General features: G+C 25.2%; 23 protein-coding genes and 1 pseudogene. All 24 read right to left on the reverse strand.

Annotated features, from left to right (window positions below; translation table 4 throughout):
- Positions 1-54 precede the first annotated feature (54 nt).
- The gene (ribF, locus tag AAHM88_RS01300) at positions 55-960 is read right to left on the reverse strand and encodes a riboflavin biosynthesis protein RibF (protein ID WP_342262997.1); all 906 of its coding nucleotides are present in this window, start codon (positions 958-960) and stop codon (positions 55-57) included.
- On the reverse strand, positions 944-1,804 hold the full coding sequence (truB, locus tag AAHM88_RS01305; RefSeq protein WP_342262998.1) for a tRNA pseudouridine(55) synthase TruB: 861 nt from the start codon (positions 1,802-1,804) through the stop codon (positions 944-946). The genes ribF and truB overlap by 17 nt, the downstream gene beginning before the upstream one ends.
- A gap of 259 nt (positions 1,805-2,063) precedes the next feature.
- Positions 2,064-3,698: a hypothetical protein gene (locus AAHM88_RS01310; RefSeq protein WP_342262999.1), complete on the reverse strand. Its 1,635-nt coding sequence runs from the start codon at positions 3,696-3,698 to the stop codon at positions 2,064-2,066.
- A gap of 106 nt (positions 3,699-3,804) precedes the next feature.
- On the reverse strand, positions 3,805-5,394 hold the full coding sequence (locus AAHM88_RS01315) for a hypothetical protein (protein ID WP_342263000.1): 1,590 nt from the start codon (positions 5,392-5,394) through the stop codon (positions 3,805-3,807).
- 236 nt (positions 5,395-5,630) lie between these two features.
- Complete coding sequence (locus AAHM88_RS01320; RefSeq protein ID WP_342263001.1) at positions 5,631-6,032, reverse strand: hypothetical protein; 402 nt, start codon at positions 6,030-6,032, stop codon at positions 5,631-5,633.
- Entirely contained in the window at positions 6,013-8,082 is a 2,070-nt protein-coding gene (locus AAHM88_RS01325) for a cysteine peptidase family C39 domain-containing protein (RefSeq protein ID WP_342263002.1), read from the reverse strand. The genes AAHM88_RS01320 and AAHM88_RS01325 overlap by 20 nt, the downstream gene beginning before the upstream one ends.
- Positions 8,083-8,154: 72 nt before the next feature.
- Positions 8,155-8,325 carry a 30S ribosomal protein S21 gene (rpsU, locus tag AAHM88_RS01330; protein ID WP_338967572.1) on the reverse strand — a complete coding sequence of 57 codons (171 nt, stop codon included), beginning with the start codon at positions 8,323-8,325 and terminating at the stop codon, positions 8,155-8,157.
- A gap of 184 nt (positions 8,326-8,509) precedes the next feature.
- On the reverse strand, positions 8,510-9,148 hold the full coding sequence (gene deoC / locus AAHM88_RS01335) for a deoxyribose-phosphate aldolase (protein ID WP_342263003.1): 639 nt from the start codon (positions 9,146-9,148) through the stop codon (positions 8,510-8,512).
- Positions 9,149-9,222: 74 nt separating this feature from the next.
- Positions 9,223-9,705, reverse strand: coding sequence for a hypothetical protein (locus AAHM88_RS01340; RefSeq protein ID WP_338967550.1), 483 nt, complete (start codon positions 9,703-9,705; stop codon positions 9,223-9,225).
- Between the two features lie 2 nt (positions 9,706-9,707).
- Positions 9,708-10,448, reverse strand: a complete 741-nt coding sequence (locus AAHM88_RS01345; RefSeq protein WP_342263004.1) for a 16S rRNA (uracil(1498)-N(3))-methyltransferase — start codon at positions 10,446-10,448, stop codon at positions 9,708-9,710.
- 42 nt (positions 10,449-10,490) lie between these two features.
- Positions 10,491-11,367, reverse strand: a pseudogene (pstB, locus tag AAHM88_RS01350) (phosphate ABC transporter ATP-binding protein PstB).
- A complete protein-coding gene (gene pstA / locus AAHM88_RS01355; RefSeq protein ID WP_342263005.1) occupies positions 11,325-13,325 on the reverse strand; it encodes a phosphate ABC transporter permease PstA in 2,001 nt (666 codons plus the stop codon). Before pstA ends, pstB begins: the two are co-directional and overlap by 43 nt.
- Positions 13,326-13,339: 14 nt before the next feature.
- On the reverse strand, positions 13,340-14,272 hold the full coding sequence (locus AAHM88_RS01360) for a PstS family phosphate ABC transporter substrate-binding protein (protein ID WP_342263319.1): 933 nt from the start codon (positions 14,270-14,272) through the stop codon (positions 13,340-13,342).
- 105 nt (positions 14,273-14,377) lie between these two features.
- The gene (gene rbfA / locus AAHM88_RS01365; RefSeq protein WP_342263006.1) at positions 14,378-14,740 is read right to left on the reverse strand and encodes a 30S ribosome-binding factor RbfA; all 363 of its coding nucleotides are present in this window, start codon (positions 14,738-14,740) and stop codon (positions 14,378-14,380) included.
- Positions 14,740-16,572 carry a translation initiation factor IF-2 gene (infB, locus tag AAHM88_RS01370; RefSeq protein ID WP_342263007.1) on the reverse strand — a complete coding sequence of 611 codons (1,833 nt, stop codon included), beginning with the start codon at positions 16,570-16,572 and terminating at the stop codon, positions 14,740-14,742. The genes rbfA and infB overlap by 1 nt, the downstream gene beginning before the upstream one ends.
- Positions 16,573-16,589: 17 nt before the next feature.
- Positions 16,590-16,868 carry a YlxR family protein gene (locus tag AAHM88_RS01375; RefSeq protein ID WP_342263008.1) on the reverse strand — a complete coding sequence of 93 codons (279 nt, stop codon included), beginning with the start codon at positions 16,866-16,868 and terminating at the stop codon, positions 16,590-16,592.
- Positions 16,869-16,887: 19 nt separating this feature from the next.
- On the reverse strand, positions 16,888-18,153 hold the full coding sequence (nusA, locus tag AAHM88_RS01380) for a transcription termination factor NusA (protein WP_342263009.1): 1,266 nt from the start codon (positions 18,151-18,153) through the stop codon (positions 16,888-16,890).
- 608 nt (positions 18,154-18,761) lie between these two features.
- A complete protein-coding gene (locus AAHM88_RS01385) occupies positions 18,762-19,628 on the reverse strand; it encodes an Mbov_0401 family ICE element transposase-like protein (RefSeq protein WP_342263010.1) in 867 nt (288 codons plus the stop codon).
- Positions 19,612-20,145 carry a hypothetical protein gene (locus tag AAHM88_RS01390; protein ID WP_342263011.1) on the reverse strand — a complete coding sequence of 178 codons (534 nt, stop codon included), beginning with the start codon at positions 20,143-20,145 and terminating at the stop codon, positions 19,612-19,614. Before AAHM88_RS01390 ends, AAHM88_RS01385 begins: the two co-directional genes overlap by 17 nt.
- A 358-nt stretch (positions 20,146-20,503) precedes the next feature.
- The gene (locus AAHM88_RS01395) at positions 20,504-22,582 is read right to left on the reverse strand and encodes a VirD4-like conjugal transfer protein, CD1115 family (protein WP_342262812.1); all 2,079 of its coding nucleotides are present in this window, start codon (positions 22,580-22,582) and stop codon (positions 20,504-20,506) included.
- A gap of 4 nt (positions 22,583-22,586) precedes the next feature.
- Entirely contained in the window at positions 22,587-23,768 is a 1,182-nt protein-coding gene (locus tag AAHM88_RS01400) for a plasmid recombination protein (RefSeq protein ID WP_342262813.1), read from the reverse strand.
- A gap of 129 nt (positions 23,769-23,897) precedes the next feature.
- A complete protein-coding gene (locus AAHM88_RS01405; protein WP_342263012.1) occupies positions 23,898-24,287 on the reverse strand; it encodes a hypothetical protein in 390 nt (129 codons plus the stop codon).
- 17 nt (positions 24,288-24,304) lie between these two features.
- A complete protein-coding gene (locus AAHM88_RS01410; RefSeq protein WP_342263013.1) occupies positions 24,305-24,808 on the reverse strand; it encodes an ECF transporter S component in 504 nt (167 codons plus the stop codon).
- A 3-nt stretch (positions 24,809-24,811) separates the two neighbouring features.
- On the reverse strand, positions 24,812-25,549 hold the full coding sequence (locus tag AAHM88_RS01415; RefSeq protein ID WP_342263014.1) for a DNA-methyltransferase: 738 nt from the start codon (positions 25,547-25,549) through the stop codon (positions 24,812-24,814).
- Positions 25,550-25,664 lie beyond the last annotated feature (115 nt).

Here is a 25,664-nt window from a genome sequence, read left to right on the forward strand (position 1 = left end):
TTAATAAAACAGAAGGTATTTTAAAAACTTGTAATAGTCGTATTCGTATAAATATTAACCTATTTTACGAAAATATTCAAGTGTTTTGCTGTAATCTTCACTAATTAACTGTTTTAAATGTTCTAAACTTTTAACAGCAACATTATCTCGTAAATACTTTAAAAAGGAAATTTTAATTTTTACACCATAAATATTATTATTGAAATTAAGAATATATGATTCACATTTTAAAACATTATCAATTCTAATAATACAAGAAATTGCTTGATAGTTTTTATTATCTAAACTAACATTAGTAATATAAACACCCTCATTTAATATTGAAAAATTATCATTTAAATGAATATTTGCTGTTGGAAATTGAATTTTATTACCTAATTTATTACCTTTAACAACAATACCTTTAATATTATAAGGTTGCAATAATAACTTATTAGCACTAACAATTTGTTTTTTTTGTAGTAACTGACGAATATACGTTGTTGATACCCGAATATCATTATTAATTAAAACTTTATTAACAACAATTACTTTAGAAAAATTTTTCTGCAAATGACTAATATTTCCCAGACCAAAATTTGCAAAACGAAAATCATCACCAACAACGATAATATCAATATTCAATTGTTTAAGATAAAAAATAAACTGTTCAATTAATCATTTTCTTGTATTATCATTAAATGGAAAAATAACAAAATTATCAAATCCCATTAATGAAACTAATTTTTGCTTATCTTCCATATCAAGCAAGTCATCATATTGTTGTTGTAAAATTATTTTCTTTGGTGCGATTGAAAAAGTAAAAAATAGTGATTGATAATTATTTTCTTTAGCTTCCTTTAATACTGTTTGAGTTAATAACTGATGTCCAATATGAAGCCCATCAAAAAATCCTAAACTCGCTACTTGTTTATTTGAAAATTGCTGTTTTTCATCAATAGTATTAATTATTTTCATCATTTCATAATCCTTTTTTACAATAATATTTATTATCTAGTCCCTTAACATATATTGCTAATGGGATTTGATTATTATCAGTTAACAATACAGTATCATTTTCAACATCTTTTAATTGAATAACCTTACCATTTTTAATATCTTTTGTTTCCTTAACATTAATAAGTGGCATATAGTCTTGTAATACATTTGATAATGAAATCATATTTCGTTCTTGAATTTTATCAAGTTCACAACAATTACTAATCTTATATGCACCACTAGCTATTCTTTGCAATTTTTTTACTGTTGCTATCGTATTTAAAGTTTTAGCAATGTCTACTACTAAACTACGAATATATGTTCCTTTTGAACATTTAACTTTTAAGGAAACATAAGGAAAATCAAAACTTACTAACTCTAAATAATCTAACTTCACAAGTCGTTTTGCTAATAATACTTCTTGGTCCTTGCGAGCATATTCATAAAGTTTTTTCCCTTGAAACTTAATCGCCGAATATTTAGGAGGTATTTGATTGTATGATAACGGAAAAAACTTTAAACAATTAAGAAATTGCTCTTTCGTAATTAACTTATTATCATTAGCAATAACATTACCAGTAATATCACCACTATTAGTTAAAACATTAAATTGCATTGTTACTAAATACTCTTTCGTTGCGTTCAATAATAATGAAGAAATCTTTGTCGCTTGATTGACCAAAATTATTAGTACACCAGTAGCTAGAGGGTCTAAAGTTCCGGCGTGACCAACTTTATAATATTTAAACTTTTTTTTAAGATAAGATACTACTTGATGCGATGTCATCCCAGTAGGTTTATCAATTAGTAAAATTCCTGAATTCATTATAATAAAAAATCTCCAAAGATATTATATCATACTTAAAAGACCTTGAAAAATTTACCAATACAACTAAAAAGGAAACAATTAAATTGTTTCCTCCAAAAACTTAATACACATATTTTCTCAACTCTTTCAATATGCGTAAGCATTAAGTAAAACTATTACTAGAATTACTTAGTTAAATATTAACACAATATAATCAAATTATCATCCTTTTTATTAGCAACAAGAAATCCTTTTAATCCATCATTAATTTAAGTAATTATTCAGTTAATCATTGCTGTCTTTGTTCACTTGCTTGCTCTGCTTTTTCTTGTTGTTCTGCTTTTTCTTGTTGTCTTTTTTCTCTTGCTTGTCTTTCCTTCGCTTGTTGTGCTAACATTTGCTTTGCTACTTTGGCAGTTTCTGCTTCAAGATTAAAAATTGTATTGCGATCAAAACTAGTTCCTGCTTGTGGTGCAGTTTGTATTGGATCTCCTACTTTTGTACTAGTAGAAGCACCAGTTGTGAGACTACAACATAAAAAATCAGGTAAAGAACAACCTAGTTTATTACAAGAATATTTATTATTTAAAATAGAACTAACAGGAGCTACTCTTGCATATTGCTCATTACCAGTTGTTTTTTGATTTTGTGCTTCCTGTAATTTTCTTTTTCTTTTTTCTCTTGCTTGTTGTGCTAGCATTTGCTCTGCTACTAATTTGCTTTCTTTCCAAATTTGATGTTGTTCTTCCCGCTCTCGTTGGCTTTTTTCTCTTGCTTGTCTTTCCCGCTCTTGTTGGGATAACATTTGTTCTGCTACTTTGGCAATCTCTGCTTCAAGTTTAAAAATTGTATTATCCATTGCAGAGGATGTTAAATCAATAAGTTCAATATTATTTATTTGTGTTCTAGTACTAGTAGAAGGTTGAGAAAAAACATCAAATTCATCTACTATTGGAGAGGATGTTAAATCAATAAGTTCAATATCACCAACCATTTCTTGAGAAATCAATTTTAGACTATCAGCATAAATCATATCACTTTTCTTTCATCAGCGCGATTCTAAATCTCGTAATTCTGTTCACACAGTATTTTGATTTGCTTGGTTATTTAAATCAACTTTTTCTTGATGTTGTTGATCCTCTAAATCTAAAAAACTGCTGTTGATAAGTCGTTCAGCAAGTCCTTCTAATGTTATTTTATTAGTATCTTGCAAGGAATTATTACAACATCTTAACTTGTTATCAAATTCTCCACTTATTTCTTTTAGTTGACATTCTCACATCTCATCAGCAATTTTTCTTTGTTCTAATTGCTTTTTTCTATTTATATCAATATTTTTTTTAATTTCTAGTAATCATTTATTTTTGCAATTTTGTTCTCACTTATTAATATCATCATAATTAACTACATTAAAAGATTTAATGAATTCGTTAGAATTATTTAATTCTTTCCTTTGTTTACTTGTTAAGTTTTGACCTTGCAATTGTTTTATTTCCAAGTCATTAATTTTTTTTATTTGCGCTTCTATTTCTCGGCGCTTATTTTCTTGTTCAATTATCTTATCTTCTATTTCTATTTTTAGCGATATTTTATCATAATCAAGTTGCCTATCTTGTCATTCTTTTAACTTAGATATAAAACAAGTTAAATATTTAAAGTTTTCTCCTGAAAAAATACTATATAAAGCCATAGGTCTATACATTTTTTCTTCTGTCACTCCGATTCTTTCCATAAAACTTCCAGCCCCAAACATTGAAAAACTATATTGACTTTGCTTTATCAAATCAGTATATCTTTGTTTATATTCTTTATTTCTTCTAATTTCTTCTTTTTCGATTCGTTCTTTTTGAATCTCATATACATTTAAAACTTCTTTTTCAATATTAGCAATTTCTTGTTGAAATTTATTCATAAATTTTCATTTCCTTTTTTAATTTTAATTTTTAAGTAATTAACTTAATTAATCTGCTAATCTTAACAATAAGAAATAATTTTAACCAATCGTTAAATTTAAGTAATTATTCAGTTAATCATTGCTGTCTTTTTTCTTTTTCTTGTTGTCTTTTTTCTTGTTTTCTTCTTTCTCTTGCTTGTCTTTCCTTCGCTTGTTGTGCTAACATTTGCTCTGCTACTTTGGCAGTCTCTTCTTCAAGTTTAAGAATATTTTCTAATATTTCTTTTTCTGCTTCACTTTGTGTATTTTCTTGCGTCTTTTTATCATTAGTTATTTTCTTATTAAGTTCTATTTCAGAATAATTAGAACTATTAATATTGATAGTAAAGTCCATTAAATCAATTAAAGGACAACCTAGTTGTTCTTGTTGAGTACTATTATCGGAGGAAAAAATTGGCAACTGGGATAGTTGCCTATCAACTGTTTCATTAGATAAAATATTAGAATCACAGTTCATAAATGTTATTTCATCAAAAGGAATCTGATTTTTTTCTTCAACTTGTTCAAGAAAAGTTAAATCAATAACATTTTCATTGCTTATTGCACTAGTAGAAGGAACTGACAATACTTTATCGGTTGCACTCACTATTTTAGCTCGCTTCTTAGTATTAGATTTTAGAGGAACAGCTTCTGTACTAATAAGATGTTGAGAAAGAATATCTAAATTAGATATTTCTTGTTCGAAAATCAACTTCATATTGCCATCATTAGTTTTATTAATTATTCTTCTTCAATTACATTCTAAATTTCATAATTTTGTTCAAACATCATTTCTTTTTATTTCTTCTTGAATTAAGTTAGCTTGCTTGTTATATTCTTGTCTTTCTAATTTTCTAAGTGTATTTTTTATAGCTCGTTCTTTAACTAATGCTACCGGTATAACATCTTGATATTTATTATCTTCTTCTGCTATAATCTTATTTTCTTTCTCTAATTTTTGTTTATAAACTATTAAGTCATTTTCAAACTCTCTTTTTGATTTCATTGTATATAAAATCTCTTTTTGTTGATGTATTCACATTTCGTTACTCATTTTTCTTCGCTTTAATTCTTCTTCATTAATTACTAACAGTTTTTCTTTAGCTGCTAGCAAATACTTATTTTTGGAACTTTGTTCTCACTGAAACATATCATCGCAATAATTAACAATACCTAAAGAATCAAGATCTTGTTGATACGAATTAAAAATCTTTAATTCCGCATCATTTAAATTACCACATTTTAATTTTTTGATATTTAATTCATTAATTTTTTTAAATTTCTTTTCTATTTCTCGGCGTTGATTTTCTTGTTCCACCATTTTATTTTCTATTTCTATGTGAGCTGTTGCTGCATTAAAATGAAGTTGCATATCTTGTCATTCTTTTGCTACACATAAAAATTCATCCAAACAAGAATAGTTTTCTCCAACAAACAAATTATTTAAAAGCATTGGATTATTCAGATTTTCTTTAGTTACTTCTAACTTTCCTATTAAAGTTTCTTTATTAAAAATTGAATCATTAAACTTATTTAATTTCATGATATGAATTTGTTTTTTCTTATATTGTTCAATTCTTCTAATATCTTCAATTTGGATTCTTTGTTGTTGAACTTTATACATTTCTAAAAATTGCTTTTCTAATTTATTTTTCTCTTGCTGATTTTGATCCATAAATTCTCGTGTCCTCTCTTCATTTAAATTTAAATGATTAAATTAATTACTACTTTTTTATGTAAGGATAAAAAGAATCTAGTATTATCTAGACTCTAAAATTACATAATTATTTTTTCTTTTTAAGATATTATTTTTATTTAAATAAAAAAATAAGACTAATAACTAATCTTATTTAAATAATTAATGCATTTATCCTTAAATTCAAGTAATTAATTTCTTGAAAAAGAAAATTATTAACTTCCTGATACCGAAAATATCTCATAAAAATAACTTAATAAACTTTGTTCACTATAAATAATTGTCGCTGGTTGATAGTAAAAATATGAAAAACAACTAATAATAATGTTAAAAACAACCCTAGTATTTTCAATTTGATAATCATTAGCAGACAAAATAACTTCTTCTTGATAATTAATAATTATCCGGTCAAGATATTTATTAGATAAAGAATGAATGCTATTAAAGACATAATAACAACTATCTTGTTTTTTAATTACAGTTAAATAACCACTAGTTGTTTGTGGTTTTGTTATTTTTGATAATCCCAAAATACTAGTTAAAATCAACAATCCAACGACTAAAAAATAAATTAAAACACCATTATTGTGAATTGACTTATGAATTATTGGTTTCACTAGTAATTACTCCGGATGATGATACTATCACCTCTTGCGAAAAATAAGTCTTCAAATTATTGTCATGACTAACAAAGATAATTAAAGCGTCATCAAAATATGTTAATAACAGTTTAATTAATTTAATTTTTAATTGCTGGTTAACATTACTTAATGATTCATCAATTAAAATTATTTTCCACTGATGATGAAAGAATAATGATAAAAAAGCAACAACTTGTCGTTGACCAGAACTTAAATTGCTAGCATTATTATCACATTTAGTGTTAATATTCAAATTTATTGCTTGTAAAAGAGCACTAACATTTAATTTTTCCAATTTTGTTAAATTCAGTAGTTGATAATTAAAATTAACAATATTATCTAAAACTGTTCCATCATAAACATAGGGATGTTGTTGCAAATAACAAATAATTTCATTATGAGCAAGAAATCGCATATCTTGATTATTTAACAAAATAATTCCTTGATAGTTATCATACATTCCACCAATAAGTTTTAATAAAGTAGATTTCCCACTACCAGAAACGCCACTAATAAAATTAGTTTTTTTAAATTGATAATTAATTTTTTGAAAAATAATTTGATCACAATATTTAAACGACACATTTTGCAATGAGATTGTTGAAATAGTTGCTTCGCACAAAGAATTATGCTTAATTTCCTTTTTAAAAAATAACAGCGGTTTTACACGATTAATCGCTTGTTTCAGTTTTTTTCTCGTAATAATTAGCTGACCAATTTCTTGAAAAAAGTTTGTTACATAGCCTGTTAATGAACTAGCAAATATTATTTGTCCTAAAGATATCATATTACTAGCAAGTAACTTACTTGCTAAATACAATATTAATAAATTACAAAGACTAATAATCAACTGTTCATAGTGGTTAACTTTAACTTCAGCATTAGATAAACTAATACTAGTTTTTTGTAATTGGTCATAACTTTGTTGAATTTTAAATAAAACAACATCATTAATATCACAGCCTATTCTTTGCGTTGCTGATTGAATTAGTTGTAAATATTGTTGATAATGAAAAATCGTTTCTTGTTTTTGTCTAATTTGTTGATGATAACAAAAATTATGAAATAACAAATTAATACATAACAAAATTAATGACTGCAATCCAATCGCTAGTAAAAATCATCAATGAATAAAAAATAACAATATAGCACTAATAATTGCCATAACAAAAATATGAATACCTTGTAATAACTTTGTTGTTAATAAACTACAAACAATAGTTAAATCCTCAACTCTTTGCAATCAATCACTATCTTGATATTGTTCCATTATTATAAAATTACTTTCACTAATAGCAAAATAATATCGATGTGTCATACTAGTAATAAAATTATGAGTTAACATTAAAATTATTTTTTGTTGACAAAAACTAACAATCATTTTCATTAAAATAATAATTATAAAACCTAATAAAATCTTTAATCAAATATTATTTAAAATAAAAAGATGATGACTATCAACAAATACTTTTACTAACATATTTGCTAAAAAATTAATTACCGTTAATAATAAATTAATAACCAATAGTCCCAAAATTATCATTAAATATGGTTGTAATAAATAAAATAATGAACAAGTAACAAGATTTTTTTGTTTACTAGCAAGGATTATTGTTTTAGCACTAATAATTAAAGTATCCAAATAAATATTTTGTAAATATTCATTTGTTACTCATTGTAATTTTTCCTTGCTAGGATCAGCAATTAAAAATTTTTTTCGATGTTTTTTATAAACAACAATAAAATGAGCTTCACCATTGTCATTATTAACATATAAAATTCAAGGCGTTTTTAATGATAACTTTTGAAGTTGCTCAAAATTACAATGATATGGCGTTAATAATACTCCCTGTGAATAGGCTACCGCTTTCAATGTTTTAATACTTCAATATTCTCATTGAAATGATGCTTCTTGTTTTAAAGTTTCTAATGAAATTCGTTGCTTGTGATAATACTTAATTAACATTGCTAAACAAGCAACAGCACAATCATTTTTTTGCTCTTGTCATATTAATGGATACAACATTTAATCCCCATTACTACTTTTACTTATCTAATATTTTTTTCCTTGTAAAACATAAAAAAATCTCGTTAATTATTAACGAGAAAATTTACGATTTTGTGCTTGTTTAAATAAACGTTTTTCTCTGGGAGAAAGGAAGTGTTTACGCTTTTCTAATTCTCTTTTAATTGGAGAAGCAGCTTTTTTAAATCTGCGTAAAGCTTGATCAATATCTTCTCCATCCTTTTTTACAACAACTGTGGCCATTTAATTTTCAACTCCATTTTCCTATATTTTTTTACATATGAATATTTTATAGCTAGACCCTATAATTATAATTTTTTTTGCTATAAAATGCAAATGATTTAATAAATATGATATAAAATTGCAAATAATGAAACAAAATTCACAAAAAATTAAAACCATTTTTATAACTAAAATTAATTAGCAACTAAACCATCAATAACGCTGCTTTACTAATCCCCAGCCGGTCTGCTCCACCTTTAATAAGTTTTATTGCCTGTGCTTTAGTTTTAATTTTCCCTGACGCTTTAATACACATTTCATCCTTAACAATACTACGAATTAATTTAATATCTTTAACTTTAGCACCACTTTTAGCAAATCCTGTTGAAGTTTTAATAAAATCTGCTTGTGCTTGCAAAGCTAATTTACAAACTTGAATTTTTTCTTCTTTCGTTAATAATGCAGTTTCAATAATAACTTTTAAAATTTGTTTTGGACATACAGCGCGAACATGCTTAATATCATTTAATACTACCGTATATGCCCCTTCTTTTAAAGCTCCGACATTAATAACCATATCAATCTCATCGGCACCATCACGAACAGCTTGTTCTGTTTCCAACACTTTAATATTTGTAGGCACCGAACCCAATGGAAAACCAACAACAGTACACACATTAACCTTTGTCTTTTTTAACAAATTTTTAGCATGACTAACATAAATAGGATTAACACATACACTAGCAAATTTGTGCTTTTCAGCATCCACACAAATTTTTTGAATGTCATGACTCGTAGCATGTGAACTTAATAAAGTATAATCAATAAATTCATTCAGTTTCATAAAACAAGCAGATCTCCTTACTAATTAATTTTTAATAACACAAATATGTTACTAAAAATTAATTATACTACTAATTATTTATTTTTAATTATTAATTCATCATTTAGGGTAGAAATTTCACTTTTTGATAATGCCTCTCATTTTAACCTTTGAATAAAAAACTTAATATCAAAGATAATTGTTACTAAACCAAATATTCCAGAAATTCCAATTGATAAACCAAATGCTAAAATAGCATTTTGGTGATTTTTAGCAATTAAAATTAATAAATTAGCTAAAATTGACATCACTGCCATCAATACGATTAATATTAAGTATTTATATGCTTTAAATTGATATTTAATATCAAAATTCTTAATTGATACATAAGTTAATCAAACATAAACCATTATTAAACATAAAGTTATTAATGGAATTAAATAACTAGCAATTTCAAAGCCACCACTTAAAGGTAAATTTGATTTTTGAACGCTAATAAATACCATTGTTAAAAACAATCAATTAATTGCAAATAATAAATTTAAAATTGCACCCATTCGCTTTGAACTTAAAGACATTCTTATTGCTCCTTTAACTTTTCATGTTCATAACCGATATTAGCAAGAAATGCTAAAACAGCTGTTTCTGATCTTAAAACTCTTTTTCCTAAATTAATTGCATGAAAACCTTCAAAATTAAAAAATTCTAATTCTTTATCACTAAAACCACCCTCAGGTCCACAAATAAAAGTAATACTTGTTGACTTGGATAATGGTAACATTAGTGCCGACAATGAACGGGTTGCTAATGCTAATTCATTAGCAATTAAATTTAATGCGCTCTTATAAGGAATAATAGCAGTAAAATCAGTAATAATATCAACAATTTTTGGAATTTGATTACGATTCGACTGTTGTGCTGCTTCTTTAGCAATCTTTTGTCAACGCATCATCTTTTTTTTCTTATCATCATTTCGTTTAATCTTAGTAACACTTCGTTCTAAAGCAATACCAATAATTTGTGTCACACCTAATTCAGTTGCTTTTTGAACAATTCAATCATTACGATCTTGTTTAAGCAATGGCATTAATAATGTTACAACTATTTCTAATTCGGTATTTTCCAATAAATTTTTTTGAATTTCAACTTTTAATTGTGGTTTCTTTTCAATTATCTTCGTTTGATATTTTTTGCCATTATATACAGCAATTAACAAGTCATTAATTTGAAATCTTAAAACATTAACTAAATGATGAGTATCAATATCATTAAAAATTAAATTGCCGAATTCATCTTGAAAATGAGCAAAATAACATTGCATTATATCACCTACTCCAATATTAATTATATCATTTTTAAATCATTACCCAAACCGTCCTGCAATATAATCTTCAGTTTCCTTTTGTTGTGGTGATAAAAATAATTTTCTTGTTCTTGCCACTTCAACAATTTTACCCATTAAAAAAAATGCTGTTTGATCAGAAATTCTTGCTGCTTGTTGCATTGAATGAGTCACAATAATAATTGTAAAATCTTTTTTTAATTGCAATATTAACTCCTCAATTTTACCAGTAGCAATCGGATCTAATGCTGAAGTTGGTTCATCCATTAATAGCACTTCTGGTTTAATAGCAATTGCTCGAGCAATACATAATCGTTGTTGTTGACCACCGCTTAAACTTAAAGCTGGACTTTTTAAATCATTTTTAACTTCATCTCATAATGCCGCTTTTTTTAATGAATCTTCAATTATTTCATCCAATTTTTTTCGATTTCTAATTCCTAAACTTCTTGGTCCATAAGCAATATTATCATAAATTGATTTTGGAAAAGGATTAGGTTTTTGAAAAACCATACCAATCGTAGTTCTTAAAGCAATAATATCTTGTTTATTATCATAAATATTTTTTTGTTGATAAATAATTTCTCCCGTAATTTTAGTTCCTTCAATTAAATCATTCATCCGATTAATTGACCGCAATAATGTTGATTTACCACAACCCGAAGGACCAATAAGAGCCATAATCTTATTTCTTTTAAATATTCAAATTAATATTAAATAGTGCTTGTTTCTTACCAAAATTATAATAAAAATTAAAATCAGAAATAGCAATACTATATTTCTTATCAACAATTTTAACTTTAACCTTATCGCGAGAATGTTTTTGCTTTTTAGATTTATTAGGAAAGGATGTCTTTATTTTTTGTATTCAATTGATGTTCTTTTTCTTTTTAGCCATAACATTACTCCTTTTAAATTATTATATGAATATCCAAAATTCTTCTTTTCCCTTGTAATATATTTAACTAATAAATTTAAGGCAATAATCAATAAAATTGTAATCGCAGCAATTTCATAAGCAATGATTTTTGCCAATTGATAAGCACTAATTTTAATTAAATGAGCAGGACCTGCCACGATATCAGGTTCATTTATTAATTGATAAATTTTAACAGTTAAAGTAGTACCTGGATCTAATAAATTTTGTGGCATAAAAGGTGATGATGACAAAGTTAATAACGCAGGCATACTTTCACTAATAACTTTACTAATAGCAAAGACAATCCCCGTAACAATTCCCTTTTTACAATTCGGTAAAATAATTTTAAAAATTGGGACAATTTTTGTAACTCCTAATGCTAAAGAAGAATCACGATATTCTTGAGCAACACCATTTAAAGCATCTTCAGTAGTTTTAATAATAATTGGTAATGTTAAGACCCCAAACATCAATCCAGCACTAATAAAGTTATGACCAATTCCTAAAATATTAACAAACACAATATAACCAAACATTCCAAAAACTACTGAAGGCGTTGCAACTAAAGCATCAACTGAAAAACGAATTAAATTAGCAATCTTACTAGTTTTATTAGCATACTCATTTAAATATATTCCTCCTAAAATTCCTAACGGAATAGAAACTACTAACGAACAAACAATTAATAATAATGTTGAAACAAATAATGGCGTTAAATCATATGAACCTTGTAAAACTTCACGATACGGTGTTAAAAAAACTGTTGATTGAATCCCTTTAATAATAACATCACCAATAATTCAAATAACCATTGATAATGTTATTATTGTTGATAAAAACATTAATAATATCCAAATAACATCTTTTAATTTGTTAAACTGACGATGAAATTTCAAAATTTTACTTTCATCATAGTAACTTAATAACCGTTGGTTAGAAATTTGATGATCTTCTAATACCGCCATATTTCTTCGCAAAACTTTTGTAATAAAATAAATTTTAAGCTTTTTTGTATAACTAACGCCTTGAATTTGATTGTTGGCTACTTTATATGTAGCTAAAATAACAATATTTAAAATTGATACAAAAATGATTAAAACTAATCCTAAAGCAAATAAAGCTGATGTATGAATTGTTGAAGCACTTTCAGCTAACTCAATACCAATTACCGTAGCTAAAGATGTTATTCCTGAAAAAATAAATCCTAAAAATCCATTTTGAAATGTCGGTATTTGATATACTAATCCTGAAACCATAATCATCGCTGTAACTTCACCAATAACCCGACATATCCCAAAGGTAATAGCGCCAATTATCTTGGTTCGGACCGCTTTTTTTACAACTTTAAAAGCAGAACTAGTCCGTGATACCCCCATCGCTAACGAAGCAAACCGATAAGAACTAGGGACACTATTTAAAGCATTACAAATTAAAGCAATAATGGTAGGTAAAGCCATTAATGCTAAAATTGTCGCTGCTGTTAACATATTAGCTGGTGATGATGCGCCAATTTGTTTATAAAAACTGCCAATAACTTCTAAACCAAAAATTCCAAAAATAACCGGTGGTACACCAGCTAATAATTCAACTAGAAAAATCACAATGCGCTTAATTTTCTTTCCTAAAAATTCACTAATTAAAACTGAAGTAAAAATTGCTAACGGAATCGCAATTAACATTTCTAAAAAAACTACTAACAAAGTAGAAATAACAAAACTCATTGCGCCAAATTGTAAAGTATCCGCTAATCAAGCTTTACTAAAAATAAAATTTCAAAAGCCATATTTCCTAAATACTGGTATTGATTGATAACTAATAAATACAATAATAAAAAATGATATAATAATAGCCGCCAAAGCCGCACAAAAAATCAGAATTTTATTAAATAAATCAAGATAATATTTATGTTTAAAAATCTTATTATGAAACTGAACCATAATTTCTCCATCACTTAATTAGTTTGCTTAATCAACCATTCAGGTTCTTCACTTTTTCATTCAAAATCAAATATTAAACCTGTTTTTTCAAATGCTAATTTACCACTATGATCATCATTCATAAAGTAAATAAACTGACCAATCAACTCTCTTTGTTTACTTTCATATCAAAATAAACATGCAAATAAACGATACAAAATATATGATTTATTAGTTAATGATTCAATACTAGCTTTAACACCATTAATCGTAAAAGGGACTAAATTATTAGCAAGAACCGAATCAACATTTGAAAATGAAACATAACCAATGGCATTATTAGTATCTCTTACTTGATTAATCATTACTGATGTTGAATTAGCAATTCTTAAACCACTAGAAAAATCACTGCTACCCATTTCTAAAAATCCTCGCCAAACATCTCTGGTTCCACTTCCTGATTCACGATTAACACCAATAATCGTTTCATTATTAGCACACCCATTTCCTAATAAATCTGTTCAAGTTTTACTTTTACCAGTATATATATCTCGTAAAACACTTACTTTATCCTGAGAAATATTTGTAACATTGCAATTAGTAGGAGCTTTAGCAATAATTACCATTCCATCAATTGCAAAATTAAAAACACGATAATTACTATTATCAATATACTCTGACTTAACATCTCTTGAAGTAAACCCCATCACTAGTGTTTGATTTTTAACACCATTTTCACCAGCTGATGAACCCGTACCATTATATGCCACCTTACGATTATATTTGTGATTAAAACCTTGAAATTTCGGAGCATTTAACTGATCACCATATAATAAGATATGCATTAAAGTCATCACTGAACTAGAACCACCAAATAAAATAATTTCACTTTTCTGACAAGCAACAAGATTAATAATAGTAATGAATGAAAGCAAATTTGCTCCTAATCAAGAAAACATTTTTTTCATCACAATGATTAAATACCCCATTCATAACCTTAATTATCACAATAAATAACAAGGTAATAATAACAAAAAAAAGCATAATTACAATAATTCTTAAAAAATTACCGTTTAAAAGTTAGAAGAATCTTTTTTAATTTTATTTAAAATATCTTCAATTTTTCTACTTTCACTTAATGATTGATCATAAACAAAAATTAATTGCGGAACTTTATAAATCGTTAACTGTTGACCTAATTTTTTTCGGATTAATCACAAATTTTGTTTTATCGCTAATTCAATAATCTGCTTTTGTTCTTGGAAAACCAAAGAATCATAATATACTTTAGCAATTGTGCGATCATTATTTAATTTTACTTCCGTAATTATTAATTTTTGCAAAACTTCATTCTCATCTTTAACTTCTTTTTGCAAAATATTTGTTAGCAAGCGTTGAATTGTAGTTTGTAATCTTTGAAACTTAACATTTACCATTACTTAATTTCCTTCAATAAATAAGATTCAATAACATCATTTTCTTTTATATCATTAAAGTTTTTAATAGTTAACCCACATTCAGTTCCTTGTCGTGATTCTTTAATATCTTCTTTTTGATGTTTTAAAGATGATAAATCACCATCATAAATAACAATACCATCTCGTAAAACCTTTACTTTACTTTGACGACTAATAACACCTTCAATAACCATACATCCCGCAATGACACCAACCTTAGAATAATGAAATAATTGGCGCACAGCAGCTTGTCCTAAAACAATCTCTTCAAACTTCGGATCTAATAAACCTCTTGCTGCTTGTTGCAATTCTTCAATTACTTTATAAATAATATTATGAAGATGAATCTCAATTCCTTCATCTAATGCCAATTTTCGCACAACAGAATTAGGTCGCACATTAAAACCATAAACTAAAGCTTTTGAAGCAACAGCTAAGGTAATATCTGATTCACTAATTGGTCCAACTGAAGAACGAATAATTCTAATACTAATATCATCAATTTTAATTTTACTTAATGACTGTTTTAAAGCTTCTAAACTTCCCTGAGTATCAGTTTTTAAAATAATATCAATATGTTTCAAATTACCAGCTGCAATTTCATCAGATAAATTTTCTAAATTTAAAGTTTTAGTTTTTCTTCGCTCATTAATTTCATCTTGTGTTTTTCTTGATAACGCTACTTCACGAGCTAACTTATCATCACCAAACACCATAAATGGATCACCCGCCTTAGGAACAAAATCTAAACCATGAATTTCAATTGGCATTGAAGGTGTTGCTTCCTTAATAGCAACATTACGATCATTTTTCATATCACGAACCCGACCAAAAGAAACTCCTGCTACCAAAGCATCTTTAATTTTTAAAGTTCCATTTTGAACTAACAATGTACAAACGGGACCAACATTACGATCTAAATGCGCCTCAATAACTGTTCCACTAGCAAAACGACTTGGATTAGCTTGTAAACCTTGCATTTCCGCTAATAATAAAATTACATCTAATAATTCATCAATTCCTGCACCAGTTAAAGCACTACCTTTAACAAAAATTGTATCACCACTTCACTCTTCCGAAATTAAATCTAAAGTTGCTAAATCTTTCATAATTAATTCCACATTAGCAGACGGCAAATCCATCTTATTAACAAACACAATAATTGGCACATCAGCAGCTTTAGCATGATCAATTGCTTCTTTAGTTTGTGGCATAACACCATCATTACTAGCAACAACTAATACAACAATATCAGTAACTTTAGCACCCCGAGCACGCATTTGCGTAAATGCTTCATGTCCTGGCGTATCCAAAAAAGTAATAATTTTACCATCCTTTGTTTTAATTTGATAAGCACCAATATGTTGCGTTATACCACCAAATTCTTTCTCAGTAATTTTAGATTTTCTAATATTATCTAACAAAGTTGTTTTACCATGATCAACATGGCCCATAATGGTAACAACTGGTGGTCGTTCTTTTAAATCATTAGTATCATCAATAATATCTAAATTTTCTAACAAATTTTGATGCGTAATAACAGTTTCCTTTTTAAAATCTAAACCAAATTCTAAACATAACTCACCAATTAATTCTTCATTCAAAAAATGATTTTGCGTTAACATTTGTCCTTTATTAAAAAAATATTTAATAATTTTCACAACAGGAATATTTGTTTTTTTAGAAAACTCAATAATTGATAATGGTTCACTAAAAATAAAAATCCCATTATCAAGATGTGAATCACTTCCTGTTTTTAATTGATTTTTAATAACTATTGTTTGTTTTTTTCTTTGATTACTTTTTTTCATACAATCACCACTCCTAATTAATTACTATGCTCCTGTTCTTTTACAACTTTGACTAATAATAAATAAATATTATCAACAATTTGTGTTTTAAAAATCTTTTCTAATAATTGTTTTTTTTGCATTTTTTCAATAATAGCAACTTCTCGCTTAACATAAGCACCTTTACCAGCAAGACAATAATTTAAATCAACCAAAACTTGTCCTTGTTTTGTTTTAACAACTCTTATTAACTCACTTCGTAAAACAACAACTTTTGTAACAATGCATTGCCGATATACTAATTTTTGTTTTGCCACCAATATTTTTTTCCTTTATTTAATCTTTATCTAATTCATCACTATCTAATTCAGTATTAGTATTATCAACATTATCTTGCGGAATTTGTTTTTCTTCATTAACAATATTATCTATTTCTTCAATACTTGTTTCTAACTCTACAAGCAAATTATCTTTCTTGATTTTAAATTGATGTTTATTTTGTAACTCTTGCATTTGCTGTTCCGATAAATTACCATTTCATTTAAAAATAATATTTTGATTTAAAGCATCACTGAAAGAAATAATATTAATTTTTCATTTTGTTAATTTTGCTGTTAATTTTGCTGTTATTCCTTTTTTACCAATAGCTAATGAATAATGCTCATCAGCAACGATAATATTAGCTTCATTAGTTTGTTCATCTAAACTAATAGAAATCGCTTTAGCTGGCGATAAAGCATTAATAATAAATGTTTTTATTTCCGCATCTCACTTAATAAGATCAATTTTTTCATCATTCAATTCATCCATAATACTTTGAATTCTTTTTCCTTTATTACCAACACAAGCACCAATCGGATCAATAGTTGGGTCATTACAAAATACTGCAACTTTTGATCTTTGTCCTGCAATTCTTGCAATGACTTTAATTTCAATTATTCCTTCATAAATTTCTGGAACTTCAATTTCTAATAATCTTTTTAAAAATCCTGGATGAGTTCTTGAAGCTAAAATTTGTCCAAAATTTTTCGTTTTATTAACATCCTCAACATAAAACTTTACTTTATCACCTAAATAAAATTTCTCTGTGGGAATAATATTTTTTTTAGGTAAAATTGCAAAAGTACGATCAACAATTTTTAATAAATAATAGTTTTCTTCAATATTATCAATTGTGCCAATTAAAATATCATCTTTCTTAGAAATATATTTTTCATAGACAACTTCTTTTTCTGCTTCTCTTAAATGTTGCTTTAAAATTTGTGCTACTTGTAATGCCGCTAAACGAGAAAATTCATCAGTATCAACAGGTTCATAATATATATTATCAATTGTTAAATTTTTCTCTAAATTTTTAACATCATCTAATAAAATTTCAGCAAACTCATCTTCAATCTTACTAACAATCTTTAATAAGCGATAAACTTTAATTTGACCAGTTTGTTCATCAAAGTCTACTTTTATTAAGGCTTGTGGGTCTAAATATTTTTCATAAGCTTTTATTATTCCTTCTTTAATAGCCTCAATAATTAAACTGCGATCAATTTTCTTTTCTTCCACCAAAAGATCAATTGCTTTTAAAATTTCTATTCCATCAATCATCTTATTTTACTCCTTCTAACACTATTATTGTCAACATTTTAATTATGACTTTTAAATTAGATGAAGGTGAGGAAATCCTCACCTTCATCTGCCCTAATTACTTGTTAATTATATAGTGTTTTGACTACTATTACAAGAACTAAATTAATCATTCCCTAACATAGAAAAACTGTAAACTTTTTAAGTTTACAGTTTTTAAATAATATTAATTTTATTAAACTAAATTCCAAATTGTTAATTTAGAAATGCTCATTAGAAGTAATACTAATGGCATCAGAACTAATAATCCATTGTGATTTTTTAAATAACTCATTTATTGTAAGAATTCAACTTTTTGGCAAAAGTGATAAAAATATATTCAAATTTGACAATGAGATTTTATTAATAATTTTTAATATTTGGCAATGAATCAAAATGAGGGCATAAATTATTCGGTGGGTGATGTTTTATTTAAATAAATATTTATCTATTAAAATAAAACTAACTAAGAAAAAGACAAACTTATCTTTTTTAACCATTTTTATCATAACACAAAATTACAAAATTGCAAACGAAAAATAATAATCCCAAAAATTATTTAATAAATATTTATTGAATTTTTTTAAATTTTAAATAAATGCTTGTGCTTGTCGAGAAATATTATTATTTATTAAAAATTGGTAATTATCATTATTTTTAAAATAATAACTATGTTCTTTTTGCAGTTTTTTATTTAACTTATTAAGATAAAACTCAATTAAATTAACCCCGTTTTCTTTCGCCATTTTCATTGCAATCATATTTTTGAAAACTTTTTCACTATATGATTTAGAGCCATATCCTTTTAATCATTTTACATTATGCGAAATTTGTGATTCAGTGCATGACCCTTTATATCAATCTTCTTTATAAACCTTAATTCCATCTTTTCTTTTATTAATATAATTAATAAATTTTTTTATATCTTCTTTTTTATCTTTCAAAAATGGATGTTCTTTAATGTTCTTAATTTTTATTAAATTTTTTAAATATTTTATCGCTTCATCAGGGTCGCCACTTTTAAATAATTTATTCATATCTCAATAAATTTGTTTTCTTATTTTTTCGTTATCAGTTAAATTTTTAGTAAGTTTTCTTCTTCGATAAGGAACTATTGTTTTTAATTCTTTCATTAGGTGAAATTCATCTAAAATATAAATTGCACCAATTTCATTAGCGAATTTTTGAATTCATGTTGCCCCATCTCCTGCAAGAGTTAATTTACAATTTTCAATATTATAATTTTTATGTAAAAAATGTAAAAATTCTTTTTTATATTTTTTAATAAGATAATATTTATTTTTTACTGATTTCATTACGATAAAAATCTTTTTATCTCTTAAAACATTTTTATTTTTAGTGCTTTTTATTTCATCATATCCAGTGTGGAAATACGCTACTCTAAACATGTTTTTTTCTATTTTTTTATATTTTGTTAAATTACCTAAAAGAATCATCAACACCAGCATATAAATATGGTGTTTGAACATTGATTTTTTCTGTCTTTGTTTTTAATTGTTCTTTAAATAATTTAGCAAAATCAACTTCTTTATTAATATTTGTAATTGACATCTTAGATATCTTTAACTTCGGAAACATATCCTTAATATCTCTTTGTCTTTTAGCACTATCCATTTCTTTTCAAATTGATATTTTAACACTTAAAATAATTGTTTGATTATTTTTTAATCCAATTGATTTATTTAATAAAGTTGTTGTTCTAAATTTATTTTTTTCATCATCATAATAACGGAATCTAGAAACTTTAATTATAATATTACCAAAAGGAGTTTTCATAGTTTTATCTTTTTTTCCTCATAAAATAAAACCATTTTTACCATTACAATTTTGTTCTCTTAATTCTTGATCAAGGTTTTCATATTTCTCTTTTAATTTTTGTTTTTCTATGAAATTAACATCAATATTTACTTCTTCAACAAAGTTTATATCTTTTATCAAACTATTTAAAAACATATATTTTTCTCCTATAAATCATCATTGCATGATAGTAAAATTTTATACTGCTTCAAATAATTTGTCAGCAGTCATAGTCATATTTTTATTGAGAGAAAGAGAGAAATTAATTAACCTTCTTATTCTATTTTCTTTTTGTTTATTATTAGTTATTTGTTAAATAAATTCATTGCTTGTCTTCATTTAGGCATAGTTTCCCTTAGGAATTGGTTTAATTAATCACTTGCGACTACTCTTCTGCCCCATGTAGTACTAATTTAATTAGTTGATTAACCTTATCAGATATCCTCCCACTTCGTTTATTTTTTAGTGTTCCAGCTTGACCACTTTGTGAAATCTTACTATTTATAAAAAATAATTATTCCTTTTCAGAATAATTATTGGTTTCTTGTCTTTTGATTAATTCTATTTCAAGGTTTTTGATTTTTTGTAAAAGTAAATTTATCATTGTTTTATTTTGAATAGATTTGTAATTTGTATTTTCATACTCTCTTAATTGCATTTTTAAATTATTAATATTTATTGTAATTTTTTCTGTTGTTAAATTAGCAAATTCATTAATGTAATTTTCTTTTATTTCTTTTTTGTTATTTTTAATATCATAAAAATATTCTTGATTGAAATTGATATATTCGATTTCTTTTAATTTAAATGTGTTTGTTTTTTCTACTAACTTTAAATCTTTTCATAGTTTTAAAGTTATTTTCATTGGATTATAGCGTGCTATTTTAACAATTCCTTGACCTTGTTTTAAATTTGCTAATTCACTAGTTAACATTAGGGGGTGACTTTTTAAATTTTTTGAAACACTAATATTGCTTTTATTTTCATTAATACTAATTTGTTCGATTGTTTTTGTTCCAAATAATTCACTATAATATTTAATTGTTTCTAAATCGTTGGTATGTAAGAAAATATGCATCCCACAGTTATTTAAAATAATTTTTGCTATTGTATCACCATAATTTAATTTTAATTGGTTAATATCTTGTAAAATAAATTGAAAAAATATGTTTCTGCTGCGCGAAATACTAACTCATTTTTCAATGTTATTTATTTTTGTTAAATTAGCAAATTCATCTAAAATAAAATATACTCGTTTTTCTAGTTTTTGTTCGATTGTTTCACTTGCTTTATTTGTTAAAAATTGATAAATTTGACTAATTAATATTGCTATTAATTTATAGTAATTATCATTTTCGTCACTAAATATGATGTATAAAACTGTTGGATATTCGATAAAATCATTGTAATTAATATCATTTTGGGATGTTAAATTACGAATAAAATCATTGTTAAATATTTCTAAACTTTTTGCAACAGTCATTAAAATAGCATCTAGTGTCCGATTTTCTTTACTATCAACCAAAACTTGGCTTGCGGTTATTTTGGCAATGCTGGTATTTTTTCGATTATTAAGTCATTTAACTAGATCTTTTTTAAAACTAGCGATTGCTGCCACTGACGCCATATTAAATTTGTTGAAAAATAATTCTTTTTTTAAAATTTCTTCTATTTCTGTTATTAAATTATTTTTGCTTATTTTATCTTCATAATCTTCTAATAATGCCAAAATAATTCCTTGAATAATCATACTTGCTGAATTATTTCAAAATTCATCTTCAATATTTTTGTCAATTAACATACGACTAAGTGATCTAATTTTATCTTGATATTTTATTTTTCATCTCGTTTTTTCTTTTTCGTTATTTGTCATTATCATTTTAATAAAGTCGTCATAAATTAGTTTTAGTGGATTTCAAGTATTTCCTTTTTCTAAATTACGAAAATCAATAACTTTTATTTTATAACTATTTTCTGCTAAAAACCCACTAGTTAAATTATATAATTCTCCCTTGGGATCGGTTATGATCATAGTTGGTTTAGCAGTTGATTTTCCATTTAAATAAATTGTTGGTAATACTATGCCTTGTGTTTTTCCGCTTGCTGTTGAACCAACAATAACACTATGAATATTGTTTTTTAAATTAAACAATAAATCTTTTTTGTTTTTATTACAATTAAAAACAAAGCCTGTATTTTTATAATTATCTTTGATATTAACTCTATCACTAATATCATCAATTTCTTTTATACTTAATCATTTACTATCACCAAAATCTATTTTATCAGTTGTTTTAATTGCAGTTTCTTTACTCTTCACTTTACTAAATAAAACAAAATAAAAAAACCAGCAATAAAACGCTAAACTTAATCCAACTGTTATTAATAATCCGTATTTATTTTTAATTACATAATTTCATCAGGATAATATTTTAAATTGCTTAATTTCATTGATAAATATTGTAATTTCTTTTCAATTAATAAAAATTGAATAACCTATTCCAAATAATGTTAAACAAAAAATAAAAATAATTGGAACAAAACATAGACCAATTAATAAACTTGTTTTTTTCTTTTTTATTTTATTTCACATATTTTTATAACTCTCTTTCTAAACTGCTCACTAAATCATAACCTTTTTGCATAATAGGATTAATTTTAAAAACCATTTCATTAAATTCTTGTTCAATTAAACTCATATTTTTAAAATCTGATTCTTTTGCTCCAGGAATGGTGGTGATAATTTTGTAGTATTTGATTTTTTCTGCTAAATCTAAATATTTAGTTAATTGGTTTATTTCATAATCTGTAAAATTATTTTCATATTTTAAATATTGTTTAATTTCATAAATTAAACTATCATAATCATCACTGATGCTTTTAATTTTGTTAAATTCTTTAACATTGTCTTTGGTAGACTTGTATTGATCAAATAGATTATTAATTTCATTTTCTAATTTATTTCGTTCAAATTCCTTAACTTGCCGAAAATTCATAGCATTATAACTACCTTTACTTCCAATTTCGCCAGGTTCGATTTCATAACCTGCTTTTGTTAAATAATTAGCATGATAATTATTGAATTTTTGTAGTTGTTTTTTACCCCCAAAAATCCGATTATTACTAATTATGTATCTTTTTTCATTAAGTTTTTTTGAAAAAATTTCACTAATTGGAATAAAACCGAAATGAATATGAGGTGTTGTTTCGTCCATATGAACTGCTGAATACAAATATCCCATATCTGTTTTAAGATTATTTTTCATTCATTGTTTCATAAAATTTATTTCAATATTAACTCATTCATTTAATTTATTCCAATTGATACTTTCAGGAATTAATTGTCCCATTTTCCGCGTATCTGTTTTTTTATCTCATACTTGAATATCTGTAAATTGACATATTCCCATTTTTTCAAATCATTCTTGCCTCGTTGCTGGCAAAACAATTTCTATGTAAGTATTATGTTTATTACAAAACTCTTTAAAAGTTGATTTTTGTGCTTCACTATATTTTTGTTGTTGCTTATTTCAATCTTCTTCTATATTTTTTAATAATTTAAATCTTTTATTATTTGCTAACTCAAAACCTTTATCATTGCTAATTTTTTCTTTTATGCCATTAACATAGTAAAAATTATATTTTGTAAATTCAGGGTTAACATTTTCAGGTACCTTAATTCTAAAATTATGTCGTATTAATTTATCAACTGTACCACTTTTATATTTTTTAAAAGTTGCAATGGGTGGTGATGACTTAAATTTATATTCTTTTTCCATATTTTATTCCTCCTTGTTGGAAATTTTTACCTTTTAAAATTTGTTAAATTTAAAAAGCCAAAATTACTACTCATCATACATTTTGGCTTTGCCAAAAAATATCAAAAATTTCATTTTTATTTTGTCTAATTAATTGTCTTTTTTCGGAAATTTATTACCATTAAAATATTTTAAATTTTCTTGGTGTATTTGTTTTTTCTCGGCTTTTTTAATTAAACATTGTTTATCCATCGCCAACAAAAAAGGGTGCAGTTTTTCTCAATTAACCTCGCCCTCAATTTTCCCATCTTTATTTTTGATATAAAAGTTTTGATTTTTAAAAATTATAATAAAACAATATTCCTTATTATATTGTAATTTACAATATTTATTATTTATATTAATACTTGCATAAGGATACAATAAATCTTTTATCCTTAACTCAATTCATTTACTACCTTTATTATCATAATAAGGTTTTGTTAAAATTAAATTACTTGTCATAATTTGATAACTTATATATTTTTCTGTTTCTTTCATTTTGATAGTTCCTTTCTCTATAAAATTATTTTTACTCTTTTTATAATTTTTAATGTTAATAAATAAAATATTGGCAAGAATATTATATTTGTAATTAATATTCCGATAATTATTTGTTCTATATTTAAAACACCTAAATTTAATCAAAAAAGCACAAAATCAATCGGAAGATAAATAATTATGTTTGCTAATAAAATTAGAATAATTTTAATAATATGATTTATTTTGATTCAATTAATTAGTTTAATTGAAATTGCCAATAAGCCTGTGCCGATATTTCAACATAATGATCCCACAGTAAAACCTCATAATGTTAAATCAGATAGAAAATGGCCCATAAATCCGACTAATAAACATCAATATCAATTTAAAATAAATCCGCTTAGAAAAATAGGCATTAAAAATAATGGAATTGTTGTTCTTGGAATAATTTGGATTCGCATAGTTTGCGATAATACAACCATCATGGCAATTAAAACTGCCACATAATTTATTTTTTTAATTAATTGAAAGTTATTCATTTTTTAAAAACTAAATTTAAGTTGTATTTTCTTTAATCGCTTTTGTATCATTGCAAAGTAATTATTATTCATTTCACAACCTAGTCATTTTCGGTTTAACTGTTCACAAGCATACGCAGTTGTACCACTGCCTAAAAAACAATCTAAAATTAAATCATTTTCTTTGCTATATTTTTGAATTAAATCGCCAAATATATTTAATGGTTTTTCTGTTGGATGTTCTGTTATTTTATAAGCTGAACCTATTGGGTTTTTAAATATTGTTTTTTTATTTTCATAGTTATTTTGATAATTTGGAATTGGATGCTTTTTAGCATAAATAATCATGCAATATTCTTTATCTTGCAAAATAAAACTATTAGTTGGCATTGGGTTTGTTTTTTCTCATAAATAAAAATCAAAATTCATATTATTTTTATAAACTCAATCTAAGTAATCTTTAATTTGTCTTCTATTCATTCAAATTAACATAAATTTATTTTTTGAAATTCGATAAAATTCATCTAAATAAGTATTTATATCAAATGAATTATGTAAATTATTATCATAGATAGCATTAATATATTTATTTATACTTTTTGATATCCTATTTTCATTTCTTTGCTCGTTTTTTCTTTTTGGCAAATTATATAAATAAGGTGGATCAGTTAATATTAAATCAACGCTATCATTTTCTAAACTTTTAATAAAAACTAATGCATCACCATTTATTAATTTTCCTAAATTTGTCTTAAATATCATTAACACCACCACCTTTCTAAAATAAAAAAATGTTTTCTTTGCTATTTTTAAAAAATAGACAAAAATAAACATTTTCTTTATTTTTTATTAAAATTATGTAAAAAAATAACTAAAT

Source organism: Spiroplasma endosymbiont of Dromius quadrimaculatus (assembly GCF_964031155.1).
GTDB lineage: Bacteria > Bacillota_I > Bacilli_A > Mycoplasmatales > Nriv7 > Nriv7.